The organism is Ruegeria sp. A5, assembly GCF_056543005.1.
Window position 1 is genome coordinate 1 of record NZ_JBQGAV010000018.1, and the last position, 15,228, is coordinate 15,228.

A 15,228-nucleotide genomic window follows, 5' to 3' on the forward strand; every position below is an offset into this window, starting at 1 on the left:
ATCAACGGCGACAACACGGTCACCTATACGCCGAACGCGGGCTATACGGGGTCCGACAGTTTCACCTACACGATCAGCGACGGCACCGACATCACCACCGCGACGGCGAATGTGAATGTCGGCAGCCCAATCTCTGTTTGGTACGGAAACACGCAGAGCTTTGGGTCGCTTGGTGAGACGCAGACCTGGGTTAACGTGCTTGGAAATGTTGATACCACCAATATCGCGTCACTGAGTTATACGCTGAACGGCGGCTCCGAAAGAACGCTTGAATTGGGGCCGGACACCCGGCGCCTTCAGGAGAACGGTGATTTCAATGTTGATATCGCCTTTGATGACCTTGACGGGACAGCCACTGACGATGTGGTGACAATTATCGCGCGTTACAATGATGGGTCTGTTTACACTCAGGAGGTCACTCTCGAGTATGAAAGCGGCAATACCTGGGATGCGAATTATTCGATCGACTGGAGTTCAGTTACGAATATTCAGGATGTCGTGCAGGTTGTAGACGGTAAATGGGCCGTTACGAATGATGGTCTTCGGCTCGAGGAAACCGGATACGATCGATTTGTTCTTCTGGGCGACAACAGCTGGGACTACTATGAAGTCGACCTCTCGTTCACCGGGCATGATCTTTATTCAGAGGATCCCCGGGGGCGTGATGGCGGTGTGTTCGGATTTGGTGTTTGGTGGGAGGGGCATACGGATGATCCGCTGCCCAACTGGCAGCCAAAGGCCGGATACAATCCATCGGAATGGCTTCTCTACTACAATGATGACCCGACGGGGCGTTTCCGCTTTTTCACCGATGGCGGCCATTATCCGACCAAATTCGAAGAGGGAACCGAGTACAACGTTTCCATTCGTGTGGAGCAAGCGAACGTCCTTGACCGGCTGTATAGCGTGAAAGTGTGGGAGGTCGGCACAACGGAACCCACAGATTGGCTGTTCCAGCGCGTTATAGAAGCGGATGAGCCGATAACCAGCAGTTTCGCGCTGCTCAGCCATTATTACGACGTGACCTTCCATGATATCAACGTCACCGAGATCACCGGCAGCGACATCGTGAAGGGAACAGACGGTGCCGATCTGCTTTCAGCGGTTGATGCGGGATCGGGAACTCCGGGGCGCGGAGAGCTTGATATTTTTGAAGGTTATGCCGGCGCGGATGTCTTCATCTTTGGCGACGCGACCAGCGCTTACTATGATGATGGTACGACCAGCGCGGGCCTCGATGATTATGGATACGCCTTTGATTTCCAGGCAAGTGAGGATCAGGTGCAGCTACATGGTTCTGCCGCGGAGTACAGCCTGTCCGAAAACGTATCGGGATTACCCAATGGCACCGCGATCTGGAAGTTGGGCGCATCGGGAGAAGAGGATGAACTTGTTGGTGTTCTGGCGAACACTTATGGCCTTTCGCTTAACGAAAACGTCTTTGTCTTCGTCGATATGATAGCCTGATTTATTGCGGTCGCTGTTAGGCCTGTGGCCGTTCGGGATAAGTTCTGTTTCAAGCTTCCAAAAGAGGAGGTTTGCGTAGGCCCAAGGAGTTTTGTTTTACTGCCTGCGAGTGTCATGCGAAGCATGATCCACGAGGGGGGGCGCAGGAATACAACGATCGCAGGCTTTGATTGCGAAGCTGAGTCGGGAACTGGGCATCAATTCAAAACTGTCGCCACAAGTAGGCGCAGGCGACGGACGGTCGAGGATCACAGGGCCGGCCCGAAAAGAGCCGCGTCCGACCGTTCCCAGCGAAGAAAAGGAAGCCAATATCAATCACCTTTCGAAGGCGCATCTTGCTACCGTTGGACGACGGCCCCTACGCGCGCGTTTGAAAATGACGCCGGTCCCCACCCCTTACAAATACATCTGCAAAATCCGGACATCTGAGCCAGATCGTTTCACCTATATCCGATTCAGAAGATGCCGGGACTGAACACTTAGTGTATTGGTCAACCGAGGGCTCTCCATAAAATTGTAGCACCTTTGGAGTTGTCAATCATAAGAATTGTCTTTGCTTTCGCCGAAAATGCCTCTTTCAAATAATTGTGAATGACATCTCGTTGAAGTGGTCATTGAAGGGTTTTTTGAATGTCCTTTTTCCCAGCAACCCGGTTTCTTGGCTTTCAATTTCGAGTTCGACCTGATAACTTAATTTGTAATTAACAATGAGCACTACCAATTCGATGGTAATGTTTGATAGGGGTGAGCGTTTTTCGAGTTCCTCATAGTTTTTTGTGAGGTGGGTGTAGTTGGCTTCGAGTGAATTTTGGAGCCGTGTGTATTGAGAGTACGTGGTATTGGGGGAGGTTATGAAAGATTCACCAACCGGTTTCCTGGAAGGCGCATCGCCAGACGGGGGTTATGGGCTATCTTCATCTAAAAGCAACTGGGCGCAGAGCAAAAAGACGTTCCTCGCGTCGAAGCGTGTTTTTGATGTGGTTCTGTGCCTTTTGGCGCTGCCCATGTTTCTGGTGATCTGCGGATTGCTGATTGTCTTGAATCCCATTTGGAATAAGGGGCCTCTGTTCTTTTCACAGCGGCGCACCGGCAAAGACGGCGAAGAATTTGTCATGTTCAAATTCAGATCGATGACCGCAGTTGAATCTGTCAAGCGCGGCCCCGACGATCCGCTTGAACAGCACCGCATTACAAAGCTTGGCTATTGGATCCGGCGCACGAAGGTGGACGAAATTCCGCAACTTCTGAATGTTCTTAATGGTGACATGAGCATTGTGGGACCGCGTCCTGAACTGGTCGAATTCAAGAGTGTGTATCAAGCTGAGATTCCGTATTACTCGGCGCGTTGGGCGGTAAAACCCGGAGTGACCGGATACGCACAAATCACTCAGGGATATACGGAAAGTATCGAAATGGTACGCCGGAAATCTGAGCTTGATGCCCACTATATTCGCAACATGAGCTGGAAGCTTGATTTGCGCGTAATCGCCAAAACATTCACGGTCATTTGTGTGCCGCACGCGGATTCCTAATAGACATAAGGCACCCCCTCTTGTTTAGTTGGTAGGCAGAGTGGGGGTGCCTCTTGCGATTAGGAATAAATATTTAATGAAGATGAAAAGCAGTTTGCGTTGGTTGTTTTCGACACCTGCGGTTTTTGGTGTACTTCTCAGCGTATTGCCCGGGGTCACTTTACCAAACTCAGGAGACTCAGGGCGGTTGTTCTACTCCAGCAATCTAAACTGGAAGCCCGGTCAGGATGTGACCGCGCAATTTTCCCAGTTCGTGGCCAAGGTGGCGCGACCCGGTGACGCGCTGGTTCTCGACCAGATGTACGGTCTGAGTGCCGGGGCGCAAATCCAGTTGCCTGACTATTTCACACTCACGGCAGAGAACGGTGGTGGTTTTGACATGCAAGACACTGCCTCCAGCAACCGCGCCATGATCTTCATGGGCGACGGGGGAACTCTAAACAATGTCACGATCATCGCCAGCGGGGCGCCGAGAACCACTTATAAGGGTCTCAACGCTGTGCGTGGGGTTGATTTTGACCCGGCACGGGCAGTGGGTATTCATGACGTAAATAACGTGACGCTCACCAACAACACATTTTCAGGAAACATCGGCCAGTTCGTGAATGTTCACAATAGCAACAATCTGGTTGTCCAGGAGACGCGTTTTGTCGGTGCTCGCACCCATTTGCTTCTTGGTGGGAATGTCGCCGATGCCTTGATTTACCGCAGTTTTTTCGAAGAAGCCCTTGGTGACGGAATAAAGACGATCGATGGCAATATTGTTCGTCCAAGAGTGATTGAGAGTATTTTTAAGGAGAATAACCGGGATGGAATCGACACGACGGGCGGGTTCAGGGGTGCGCTGGTCAAGGATTCCGGATTCTACGGCAACGCGAGTGCAATGGATATTAAGACCTTAGTCCACGATAGCAACGACCTGGGCCGCCCGGACGTAAACAGCGATATTCGTGTGGAAGGGGCGCATATCACTGGGTCCGGCAATGCAATTGTCACAACTTTCAGAGATTTCACAGGTCAGGTGACGGCTGAAGTTGCCGATGATTTCATTCCAAACGGTATCGTCGTTGTTGATTCAACGTTCGAGGATGTGGGCACTGCATTTCTGGTCAAGGACGGCTACGACATAAACTGGTCAGATGTAACGTTTAATAATGTTAGAACCGAAGTGCGTATTCTTAACAAAAATGCGCCGACCGACTGGCACCGTTTGAACGATAACACGCAAAATATAGGTGCCAGTTACGTGACCAAAATGAGGCTGGATTTGCGTGTAGATCAGGCCTGGCAACAGGAGCCGGATACAGATCTTCAATGACGATAGAACCCGGGTACCCGGGCAGGAGTCTGTCTTTTTGGGGCGCTGGGACTCGAAGAACTCTTCTGAAGTGCAATCTGTGGTCACCTGGCACAAGGTTGGGTGCGGGCAAAAACAGAGCACACAACTAGCGAAATTGCACAATGTCTGAAAACACCTCTCCGAAAGTTAGTATTGGGTTGCCGGTTTATAACGGCGCGAAATACGTGAGAGACGCGATTGAATCCGTTTTGGCTCAGGATTTCGAGGATTTTGAACTTATCATCTCCGACAATGCCTCGGGGGACGAGACGCAGGAAATCTGCAAGTCATTTGCGAGCGCGGATTCCCGAATAAAATATGTACGCCACCCCAAGAACATAGGCGCGGCAAAGAACTACAACTACACGTTTCTGGCGTCATCGGGTGAATATTTTCACTGGCTGGCCCATGACGATCTTATCGGTCCGCGATTTTTGTCACGGTGTCTTGATGCGTACAAAGCTCGCGTTGATGATCCCGCGATTGTCTTTCCGTCCTTTGAGTTCATTGACGAAGACAATAACGTTCTCGAACGGCCCAAAAGGGTGGTGGAGACGACTGCGGGTAAAGCCTCACACCGCCTGATTGAAACATTGGATTCCTACGGAGCGATGATAGAAGTTTACGGCTTGTTTCGCCGGGAATCGCTTTCGAAAACGCGGTTGATCGGCAGCTATGTCAGTTCTGATCTGTTCTTTCTGGCGGAATGCGCACTGGTCGGGCCAATCGTTCGAATAGATTGTGAACCCCAGTTTTTTCGCCGTATGCATGACACAAGCTCCAGGCGGGCAAACACGACCAACGAAGCGGTCTTGCAGTGGTTTGATCCTGAGGCAAAGACCAGCCGCCCGGCCGGACAAAAAAAGTCCAGAAGTTACAACTACTTTTTAAAAAGCGGAGTTGCCGAATACACCAAGGCTGTTCTTTTGGTCAAAGATATTCCTTTTTCGCAACGTCTCGGGGCGCTACTCACGCTAATGAACCGTCGGGTCCGTACCAAACTTCGCAGGTTGATAAGGAATCGACCGCGAGGAGCTGGATCAGGCACCTGACTTGGTGGCGGCAGTGTGTGTTCAACACGACCATCGGCGGGAACTGTACCTGCGTTGAGGGATTTCAAAGCCGGTATCTCGCCGTTAGAATCGGAAACAATACCATGCAAATATGGAAACAGTTGAGCTGCTTTGCGCGGTTCGGACGCAGATTGCACTTGAAAGGATTCTAGGTTTTACAAACAGGCCGGAGACGCGCTAAACTATTGTTTCAACAATAACCCTTGTGGGGACCAGCCATGTTTAAGGTTCTATTAGGATTTGTTACCGCGCTGCTGTTTGTTGCCTCGGCTCAGGCACAGGGAACTTACCGGATCAAGTCAGGCGATTCTTTGAATGTCGAAGTTCTTGAGGACCCAACCCTCAATCGGAATACTCTTGTACTGCCGGATGGGTCTATCAACTTTCCTCTAGCTGGCAGCGTTGCCGCCGGTGGGCGCACGGTTGATCAGGTTCGAAAAGATTTGACTCAGGCCCTGAGCCCAAGTTTTGCATCTCCTCCTACCGTGTTTGTCTCGGTAGGGGCTGTCGGAATTTCGCCTGCGGCGACATTCTCGGCTCCGGCGACCAAGAATATCTACGTCATCGGTGAAATCGCGACGCCGGGAAAGTTGGTAACGACCAAAAACACTACTATTCTGCAAGCCATAGCCGAAGCGGGTGGGTTGACCCGTTTTGCAGCGGACAAACGCATTCAACTTCGCCGGGGAGGCGACACGTTTATCTACAACTACCGCACAAACAGCGGAGGTCTGTCGGGTAACACTGTTCTGGCTCCTGGTGATGTGATCGTTGTGCCGCAGCGCCGCCTGTTTGAGTAAGAGTCCTATCGGCGGACCTCCATAAGTCTGCTTTTGGTACCAGAAGTTGAGACAGGCTGATGAGGCGCTGCGCAATCGTTTGCGCGAACTGGCCAGCGAACATCGTCGGTTTGAATGTTGCCGTTTAGGCATCTTGCTGGCAAGAAGAGGGTTCGGCTCCACGAACCAACCGCTTCAACCCATCGCCAGGCAAAAGCTGCCGCCTTCGATCACCAGAACGATTGCGACACTAGCTTAGCTGCATAACCAATGGCGAAATACATCGCATCAGAACGTCAAAATCGGCCCGACCAATACCCAACGGCTTGTCAGATGTTCTGATGCGCTCGGCAGGGGTTCACCTTAGATTCCTGAATATGGTGGCATGAGTTCTGAAGAAATCTCGCCACCAGGAGAGGTGGATCACCTGCTTCAGGATGTGGTTCCGATACTCGGGAGACCTCAACAATGCCCGGGATTTTCGGGCGATCAGTTGTGGGGCGTATTGTATTTTTCGACTTCGCGTGCTGCCAAACCTCAATATGGCTTCGTCCACATGGGGGTTATCGCAGATACTTGTATCTTTCTGCGCTCGTTGTGTCAGGTAAGTCGCCATAGCCTCGAATTCAGCGACGACAGTCTCCATCCCGAATTGCGTCAAGTGTGCGTTCACTTTTTTAATATCGCATCTGCTACGCAAGCTGGTCCAGTCAATCCAAGACCTTAGATCGAAGGTTCCGTAGTGATACAGAGTGTGGGATATCAGATGGCACGCGCGATCTTCAGGTGACATTATGTAAAGGCCAGGCAGGGACGTTTCTTGGGCACGGGAAAGAACGTCGCGTGCCGGTAATAGACGATCCATCGTGCCTCGGCCAACTGCTGTGTGCAACTCTAGCGGAAGCTCCCAGTCCGCGTGGATAATTTTCGGAAGATGATGTTGAACGATACGGGTACCGCGCCAGTTTAGATCCGAATTTGCGGAGGAGGTGGCGGTGGGCGGAGATTCTGCGCCAATGCCAAGCAATGCATCCTTAGCCGGCCCGACCAGTTCCTGCGGTATCAGAATATCAAGATCGCCGACAAAGCGAATTGCAGAGTCTTTATGCAGGGGGTCCAACGCGTCACCTCCACCCTTCATGACCACTGCCGGAACATCGGCCTGTGACAGGGCCTGGTGGATTGAGTATAGTTGCTGTTTCGCTTGTGTTAGCCGCGTTGCGTTCGCCTCGTGCATTGACCTGAAATAGAGAAAAAGGTCCCGCGGGACGGTGCTGATCAATTCCTGGTTTTCAACCAGAACTTTTCCCACCAGCGCGTGGACGTGGTTGTTTTGAGCCACTCTTGCCAGGTGCTCGGGCCGCGCGTGTTTGAGCGCGGTCACCAGGCCTTCATCCGGCTGCCCTGAGAAGTAGGTGCGGGTCAACAGCAGGATCGCTGTGTGCGTGACCGATATTTGCCCGACAACATCCCTCATTTTGCCAGAAGGTCGAGGCAAATGGGAATCGACTGAGACGACGACGAAAACTTGAGGAGATAGAATGGCACTGTGTTGCAAAGCGTTGAAATCGAGCTGATTTGCGGACTTGCGCGACAGGGGCGGGCGCCTGACCGAATGCAGGTGGCAAAGGCTTCTTCCGGCGACACGCGTTCCAAGCCCGGTTTTGTGCTGGCCATATATTGCGGAACGATCACAGCGCTGATCGGTTTGCTTGCACCAGCGGGGGAACCTGTGGGCAAGTGGATGTAAGTAACGCCATCTCTGGTGCTTTTGTGATGTTCAAATCGGCCAAACAGCTGTCGAATTTCTGGCAGGTTGTATGCGGTGGATTTGACAGCAGCGGCAGTGGGAAACGCGAGAACAGAACGCCCGTCACATGCGAGTGGGATGTGATCGTCTGCAAGAGAATGGCAGCCATTGGCCACGAGCCCCAGAGACAGGGTCGATTTGCCCTGGCCACTTTCGCCAATGAACGCCAGAACCTTTCCTGAGGGGCCAGAAACTGCGGAACCATGTAAAACTGCCCCAACTTCACTTTCGCCACACAAGGCCTGTGCCGCCTCTTTGAGCAAAAGAAATCTGGCCTCGTCCCGGTCTGTTCGACTCCAAATTGGTTTGCCCTGAAAACTCAGCGCAAGTTGACCGCTTTTGTCAGCCACACAGCGGAACGTTTTAGCGGGTCCGACTTCGCCCGCGTCATCACTGTAGGAAAACAGAATCTCATCAAGTTCCCTCGTCAATTTCCGGCTGTCCGTTTCAACGCTGAACTGACCCTTCGCTGACCTGTAACTCACAGCCTGGGTAATCGCCTCCCGGACTTCCAGAGGGGGGCGCGGGAAAGGGCGCGGTCTATCGTCAAACAAACCGGCATTCTTCCAGTCATCAACAATTGCCGAAATTGCTTTGGCCTCGTCCTCCGCTAAACCTCCGGGGCCATTACCGTATAGAATTTCGTCCAGCACAGCACGCCCTAACATGTTGGTCAGGACTATAGATCCACTGGCTGGTGAGTGCATAGCGAAGGATTTACCGACATCAACAACCTCCAGCTTCGAGGCGGGGTATCGGATCTCACCAAGATCAATCAATTTAACAAATTCCGATAGATACAGGCCCTAACCTCCATTGCGGAAAGCACCGGGGCCTGCATTTACAAAACCTAGATCTCTAAGAAAGGCCGCTTTGGCGAGATATTACCAAAACCGCGATCTGCGCGTCCGTTTCTTGGGTTTACGCCAGTACTTCCTAGGTTTGCCCCAGCGATTCTTGAATTTTCTCGGTTTCTTTTTCGGAGAGCCACTGGCCGCCGATTTAGCCACCGCGTCGGACGCTGATAGCACCACCGTCGAAGCGCCGCCCACTACCGCAGAATATTTCAGGATTGCTGACATCACCTCGCGACGTTCAACGTCTTCGATAACGTCTTGTTTCTCGTCCATACCCGTTACCTTCACTACTAACATACCGTCAAATATCATATCAATTTCTGGGGGTTCGGGCAAGTAACTCTAAGTTCCATCAAAAGTTTCAACATTGAAACCTAACAGCGCTTACTGTTGCATTTGAGGCAACGAATAAGCTCGCCTTGACTAAATATGTACCCGATCCGATGGAAAATTGGCTGATCCACGCGATTCTCTGTGAGGGAAATCCTAAATGTCAGGGCCGAATCATAAAATCTCGTCCCAGCGTAACGAACACGGAATGAGAATTGGCGCGCGGTTCCGCGCGTTCTTTGCGCATGCGATAGTTGTAACCTGTGCGAACGGCCCAGTCCTTTGTAATTGAATGCTGATACGCGGCAACAAAGTCGGCCCGGTCGATCTGGTTGTTTATTTCTTCACTGATCGTATAGCCCGCGTCCAAAACAATGCCTGATACGCTGTTGATCTGATAATTGTATCCTAGGAACAGTCCGGTCCTTAGGACGTTGCCTTTTTCTTCGTCAAATTCAACCCAGCGCCGGAACAAGGCGCTGAACTCCCCTTGCGCCGTTTCCTGACGCCAGTTGAGTGATCCTATGACTGCTGACTGATCCAATTCGGAATCGGCGACGCCGATGGAGGCCGCAAAATCCCCTGTGGGCAAAGTGAAGGAACGTCCGACACTAAGCGTCCGGATCTCTCCGTCTTCGGTAACATATTGCTCGGCCTCGGCGCTGACTGATCCATTGGGCATCTCTCTGACCAACCGAACCAGGCCCTCGGGTCCATCCGACCGCGTTGTGGTGCCAAATTCACGGGTGTCAATGGTGGCATAGCCAAAGCGCGCATCAAGATTCCAGATCGGAGTAATCGCGTAGTTCAGGCCAATATAGTTTCTGACCGTTTCCCGGCGCGTGTCTTCAGTATCGTCGGCGTTGTAAAGCCGATAGGCGCCACCAAAAGTCCCTGTGACCGTTGGCGACAACCGCAGGCCAAAATCAGCGCCCAGATTGGTGCGTTCATTGTCAAACAACCCGGGGTCGGTTGTGTCAGTGTATTTCAGCGCCAGGTATTCCGCCGCGAATCTGGCTTCGAATGGACCTCCTCGCCCAAGTTCAAGCCCCGCTCCGGTTCTGAAGCGTTCCCGGTTCCCGGTCCCGTTCAGATCGTCCAGATCCGGCGGCAATAATATTTCGCCATCGGAGGTTTCAAAGTCCTGAAGGGGCCGCAGAAATTCAATGTTGGACTGAAGGTATCCGGCGCTGAAGCTGAAGCCGGAATTCGCGCCTTGCCGACCGTAGGTCAGATCGAGCCGCTGATCGTCGAGCCCCGATTGCGCACCTGGACCATCCACCGCTCGCACCACTGCGGATGCTCCAAAACTGAACCTGTCGAGCGGAGTCTCGCGGTTCAAATTCAGGGACAGACCGGTCTCGGCGAATGTCGTTCTTCCAAGGCTGACGGGATCGAGATCCAGATTGTCGTCGGTTACAAAGCGTTGGCTAAAGCCCAGAACTACCTGCGTCCCGCCCTCCTGAGCAGCGACGGGCATACCGCAAAAGACAGAACACACACCAGCAAGAAAGCCGCGATAGATCAGATACCGTCCCACTATGGCCTCAATTTATTTCTATCATTATGCCGCAGTGTTTTGCTCAATGCAGCTTTTGTCCCGGATGCCCACCAGATGCGGGGTTTTATCATTTCACCCTATTGATCCACAGACTAGGGCTTTGCAGCTGCTTCGTCTTCAATAAAGACTGCCCGCCATATAATTTTTGCATGGCGTATTGAGTTTGCAACATATTGAAACCTCGGGTGAGCGTAAGGGTAGGTGGCGCTACCGGGTCAGGCGTTTGACCGAAAGGTTGAAAACCCTTTTATGTTCATGAGTTAGATCGTTTGCAAGCTCCCCTAGGCGACCGAATTACAGAGGGTATTTCAGAGCGCCGTGGAGCATCTGATACACCGCTCTTGCCGGGCACCAATTTCAGCATGCAATTCAGATATGGTTTTCGTTCAAGTAAAGGGTGAATCCAGCGACTGGAAAGTCGCCCGAAAACTGCGCAATCCGGATTTCATTCTGCTGCTTCTCGCGCAGGACTTGTGCGCCTGAATTGACGTTTCAGTATCAATTACCCCGGAATGATTTCACCGCCGTGTGCAGTGCAGCCAAGCTCTTGGACTTTTGGGGAATAGGTCAGATTGCCACCCGAACGGAGAAGGCCTTATGAGGCGGCACAAACGGTCACCCTGGCGCGCTTTTCTACGATACCTTGAAGGGATACCCCACCAGGTTTCAGAAGAGAACATTGATGCCCAAATTTACCTGGATGCGCCGGCTATCCCCGAAATCCTCCAATCCGGTGGCATAGCTGATCTCACCATATGCGCTGGCTGTTGGATTCCATGCATATGAAGTACCGGCTCCGATTTCTGCGGCCCACGCGTCGAGGTCACTGGAAATTTCCCTTCCGGATACAAACACCTGAGCGTTCCCTTCAAATTCGTGATAGAGGTTGAATAGCCCGTAGATTGACCCCGGCTGTTGATCATTTCCACTTTGATACTCGGCCAATATCCCCAGGCGGGCCAGAGTGCTTTTGGCGCTGGTGGGGTCCACCCGCTCTCCATTTGGGCCGGAAAAGCTGTCAAAGTTAACCGAAGTGTAACTAAGCTGTGCTTGCGGTGTGATGCTAAAACGGTTGCCAGTCTCGAATGTCCTGCCCAGCTCGATCGAAGCGCCGTAGCCGGTTCCGTTATTCCCGTTGATCAGTTCACCCAGAGAGTCCGATGTCAGGTCGCTGTCATACCAGTTGTATTTCAGCTGGCCGTCCACATAGAAGCCAGAATGCCCGTACCAGGTCGAGGCGAGGCCGAAACTGTAGCCGGTGGTGTCGATGCGGCCATTCCCGAAACTTGAGCTTACAGAACTGTCTGCCTTGCTGTATTCGAGAGTCGGGCCTCCGACGAGGTATCCGTTCGAACCCGAGAGCAACAAGAAGTCCATGCCGCCGGAGATATTGAAGACATCAATATCCGCGCGGGCGTTCGTCGAACTGTTTTGTGGATCGACACGCAGGTCCGAGCCCTGAAGGCGCACCCACAGCGGCGAGCCGGAATCGATATCGTCTACGACATCGGCCGAATTCATGCTTGCCAGAGCTCTTTCGTGCCGATCGCCAACTCTTTGCCTCAGCGACGGAAACGCGTTCAACGCCTGAAGGTTGCGCGCATAGGTTTCATAAACCGGGATCGCGGGTTGGAAGAAAGGTGTATTTCCGGTCCCTGAAACCAAACTCCAGTTACCGGCGCTGTTTTGTCTTAAGGTATAGACATAGGCACCGGCAATCAAAGCCCCTTCACCAGACGGCGTTACGAAGTTTCCGCCCGAAAGTGTAAAATTCGCGGTGGATCCACCTGCTACGGTAACAACTTCGATCTCGGTCTGGGTGACGTCACCCTGCCCACCAACATTTTGTACATTCACAGTTCCGGTGCCTGATGCGTTCCCCGTTATAACGATGCGATCAGAAGTCGCGCCGGGGCCTGCGAGAGACGTGTCCAGGCGAATTTGGCCCGAGCCGGCATAGTCCCCGCGTATCGTAATCTGATCGCCCACAGCGCCGTCCTGGGTGGTTATGGTCCCGTTGTTGGTCACATTGCCGGAAACTGTGTATGCACCCGATCCACCCCCGGCCGCCTGGAACACGCCGCTGCTGAGGTTAAGGTTGCCCATCAATGCAAATTGAGTCCCGGCGTTCAGGATCGCCCCGTTGCGAAGGAACAGCCCGGTTGATGCCGACCCGTCGCCTATGGCGACAAAGTTGTCATTGAACGAAAGGCGGCCTCCGTCTGCGACAAAAGATTCAAAATTACGAATATTTTTTCCGACCAAATCATAGTTTTGGTTGGTTTGAAAAACAGTGTCAAAGCCGTCTCCGCCAGAGAGGATTGTATTGGCGCCCAATGCCCCGCCGGCCAATACAAAATCGTCTCTTCCGGCATTTAGCTGCACTACGCCGTTCACACTGGCCCCGGAATTCAGCGTCGTGACGGAGTCCCCGCCGTTGTTGCGGATTGCGAGGCCGGAGGTCCCGGAAACGTTTGTCCCGGAATTGAGCGCAATTTCGGTCCGCGCCCCTGTGTTTGTTTCTGTATCAATAGCATAGCCGGTACCGCCGGAAACGTTGCCGTTTGTGGTTATGGACAAAGTGCCGGTGCCAAGGTTTTGCGCGAAAATCCCTTCTGATCCACCAGAAACGTTGCGAACTGAAACTGTCAGATTTGTAGCTGTGGCAGCATTCCGTGCGTCGACCCCTCTGCCGGTGTTTCCCGAGACGCTTTCTGCACTTCCAATGGACAGAGCACCACTTCCATTGTTGATCACGGAGATACCGTCTCGTGCGCCGCTTGCAGTTCTGGCGGAAATCGTCAAATCCGAACTCTGCCCGGCGTTACTTGCCCGAATGCCATCGACGCCGGTTCCGGAAACTGTACCAACTACTGTAATTTGCAGCGCACCTGCTCCAAGATGGCGCGCGAAAATCCCATCAGTGGCACCTGTTACGTCCATTGTCGAGATGTTCGTTCCACCGGTGGCTCTGTTCGCAGTCCGGGCGTCAATTCCTCGCTGGTTGCGGCTGACTATGGTGCCGTTGGCGTCTATCGTCAGCGCGCCTGTTCCATCATGTTGTGCCCGAAGCGCGCTGCGGAGACCGGTAACGTCGCCGGTTGTTACAGAAAGGTTGGCTGCTGTCGTTGCATTTCCCGCCCAGATGCCGTGCTGTTGCTGGCCTGAAACAGCGCCATTCGACGTAACTTGCAATGAGCCGGTGCCGCGGTTGGTTACAGCCAATCCGCTCAGTTGACCGGCTATCGCAGAACCATTTGTATCGGTAAAAACGATATCGCCCGTAGCAGCGCCGGTGTTTTCCAGTGTGAACGCATTTCCCGTCGTCGTCGTGATGCCAAAGCCGGCATTCGTTGTAACGTTCAATCCGCCGCCTATTGCACCGGGCGTAAGGTTCTGAGTGGTGTCTGTTGCGGGGTTTGCAGGTGAATTGCAACTCCAGTTGCCCGATAGCGGGACGCTTTCCATACAATTGCCTGCTGTGGCCAAATCACTGCTGAACAATACTGCCAGCGAGCCCAACCCGATAATCACCGCACCGACCCTGGGATAGGCATCGAAGGCCCCGAGGCTTGGCGATAGCGATAAGGTCTGATCGCTCAACCCGGCTATGAAGTGGCCACGTGGGGATCGTTTGCAACTGCCAATTTTGCGGCCCGAAGTTTTGAGACGTGCCAGGCGTTCAGTTTTTCTCATTCTTTAAATTCTTCACTTGTTACAACTCACTACATCTGCACCAGAGCAGACTTTGCATTTACAGTTCCCGTCGGTTACCCGCAATGACCCGAAGTGGGCCCCGAGCCACCAGAGGCAACTCTGCACACTGGTTCTCGCGAAACTTGAATTGCAATTCTGCAATTTTTCATCGTTCCAAACTACACTTTGCCAAAGCGGCTGCCTGTGCTTCCCGGACACAGGAAAACGTTCGCCGGGGTTTGCTGTCACCTGTCTTCCAATCGGATCCAGGGCACGGTTAGACGATGTCGCCCGCAGAATCCACTCTGGCCACTCTAGCTTGGCTAAGTAACCAAATGTTAAGGGTTTAGGTCCTGTATGTTGTCAATGCTTTTGGGCGAGAAAGCTGTGCGCCTGTCTGAACATAAAACAATTTGCTGAGTTGCGAAATCTGCCCCACAAATTTGATCAATGGTGCCGTGTCTCGTTCTGCAAGGTTTTAGAAAATCAATATTTTATAATGAGTTAAGGGAAATTTTCTTCACGGGCAATAGTCCCGCAAGGTCGTTGGAATCCGACCGCCGAACCCTACCGGGAACGACCAAACGGCTTAAGTCTGTTCTTGCGCCAGTTGATGCAAATGCAGAAACAAATAGGAAGCTCAAAGAGGATAGTTTCTCCTGAATTTGTTGCGGGTCGCTGAGCCATATCAGAGCGGGCATTGCCAACTTGTTTGCACGCGGCTGACGGCGGTCTTGTCTGCGTCTGTCAGGTGGTCATTTCGAGAGCGTAACCGTCCCAGAGG

Annotated in this window: 9 protein-coding genes and 1 pseudogene; 5 read left to right on the top strand and 5 right to left on the bottom strand. The window is 52.7% G+C overall.

The window, feature by feature from the left end; all coding sequences use genetic code 11:
• The 5 genes and pseudogenes from ACR0AY_RS21000 to ACR0AY_RS21020 form a co-directional block, all read left to right on the top strand.
• On the top strand, window positions 1-1,467 hold a 1,467-nt coding region (locus tag ACR0AY_RS21000; protein ID WP_480454554.1), incomplete at its 5' end, for an Ig-like domain-containing protein.
• An 851-nt stretch (window positions 1,468-2,318) separates the two neighbouring features.
• On the top strand, window positions 2,319-2,999 hold the full coding sequence (locus ACR0AY_RS21005; protein ID WP_170516140.1) for a sugar transferase: 681 nt from the start codon (window positions 2,319-2,321) through the stop codon (window positions 2,997-2,999).
• Between the two features lie 76 nt (window positions 3,000-3,075).
• On the top strand, window positions 3,076-4,317 hold the full coding sequence (locus ACR0AY_RS21010) for a right-handed parallel beta-helix repeat-containing protein (RefSeq protein ID WP_170516138.1): 1,242 nt from the start codon (window positions 3,076-3,078) through the stop codon (window positions 4,315-4,317).
• 143 nt (window positions 4,318-4,460) lie between these two features.
• Window positions 4,461-4,982 (top strand): annotated as a pseudogene (locus ACR0AY_RS21015) (glycosyltransferase family 2 protein); the annotation flags it as partial.
• Between the two features lie 647 nt (window positions 4,983-5,629).
• Window positions 5,630-6,211, top strand: coding sequence for a polysaccharide biosynthesis/export family protein (locus ACR0AY_RS21020; protein ID WP_170516134.1), 582 nt, complete (start codon window positions 5,630-5,632; stop codon window positions 6,209-6,211).
• Between the two features lie 337 nt (window positions 6,212-6,548).
• Here ACR0AY_RS21020 and ACR0AY_RS21025 read toward each other — a convergent pair whose 3' ends face one another.
• The 5 genes from ACR0AY_RS21025 to ACR0AY_RS21045 all read right to left on the bottom strand — a co-directional run bounded on the left by ACR0AY_RS21025 (window position 6,549) and on the right by ACR0AY_RS21045 (window position 14,444).
• Window positions 6,549-7,667 carry a nucleotidyltransferase family protein gene (locus ACR0AY_RS21025; RefSeq protein ID WP_170637855.1) on the bottom strand — a complete coding sequence of 373 codons (1,119 nt, stop codon included), beginning with the start codon at window positions 7,665-7,667 and terminating at the stop codon, window positions 6,549-6,551.
• Window positions 7,664-8,779, bottom strand: a complete 1,116-nt coding sequence (locus ACR0AY_RS21030; RefSeq protein ID WP_480454555.1) for a hypothetical protein — start codon at window positions 8,777-8,779, stop codon at window positions 7,664-7,666. Before ACR0AY_RS21030 ends, ACR0AY_RS21025 begins: the two co-directional genes overlap by 4 nt.
• Window positions 8,780-8,884: 105 nt before the next feature.
• The gene (locus tag ACR0AY_RS21035; RefSeq protein WP_170516129.1) at window positions 8,885-9,130 is read right to left on the bottom strand and encodes a hypothetical protein; all 246 of its coding nucleotides are present in this window, start codon (window positions 9,128-9,130) and stop codon (window positions 8,885-8,887) included.
• Between the two features lie 220 nt (window positions 9,131-9,350).
• A complete protein-coding gene (locus ACR0AY_RS21040; protein WP_170516127.1) occupies window positions 9,351-10,727 on the bottom strand; it encodes a porin family protein in 1,377 nt (458 codons plus the stop codon).
• Window positions 10,728-11,414: 687 nt separating this feature from the next.
• Entirely contained in the window at window positions 11,415-14,444 is a 3,030-nt protein-coding gene (locus tag ACR0AY_RS21045; RefSeq protein ID WP_170516124.1) for an autotransporter outer membrane beta-barrel domain-containing protein, read from the bottom strand.
• Between the last annotated feature and the right edge of the window lie 784 nt (window positions 14,445-15,228).

Bases quoted from the DNA above. Each gene is read 5' to 3' on its own strand.
- ACR0AY_RS21005 (WP_170516140.1), top strand. From the start codon at position 2,319: ATGAAAGATTCACCAACCGGTTTCCTGGAAGGCGCATCGCCAGACGGG.
- ACR0AY_RS21010 (WP_170516138.1), top strand. From the start codon at position 3,076: ATGAAGATGAAAAGCAGTTTGCGTTGGTTGTTTTCGACACCTGCGGTT.
- ACR0AY_RS21020 (WP_170516134.1), top strand. From the start codon at position 5,630: ATGTTTAAGGTTCTATTAGGATTTGTTACCGCGCTGCTGTTTGTTGCC.
- ACR0AY_RS21025 (WP_170637855.1), bottom strand. From the start codon at position 7,667: ATGAGGGATGTTGTCGGGCAAATATCGGTCACGCACACAGCGATCCTG.
- ACR0AY_RS21035 (WP_170516129.1), bottom strand. From the start codon at position 9,130: ATGGACGAGAAACAAGACGTTATCGAAGACGTTGAACGTCGCGAGGTG.
- ACR0AY_RS21045 (WP_170516124.1), bottom strand. From the start codon at position 14,444: ATGAGAAAAACTGAACGCCTGGCACGTCTCAAAACTTCGGGCCGCAAA.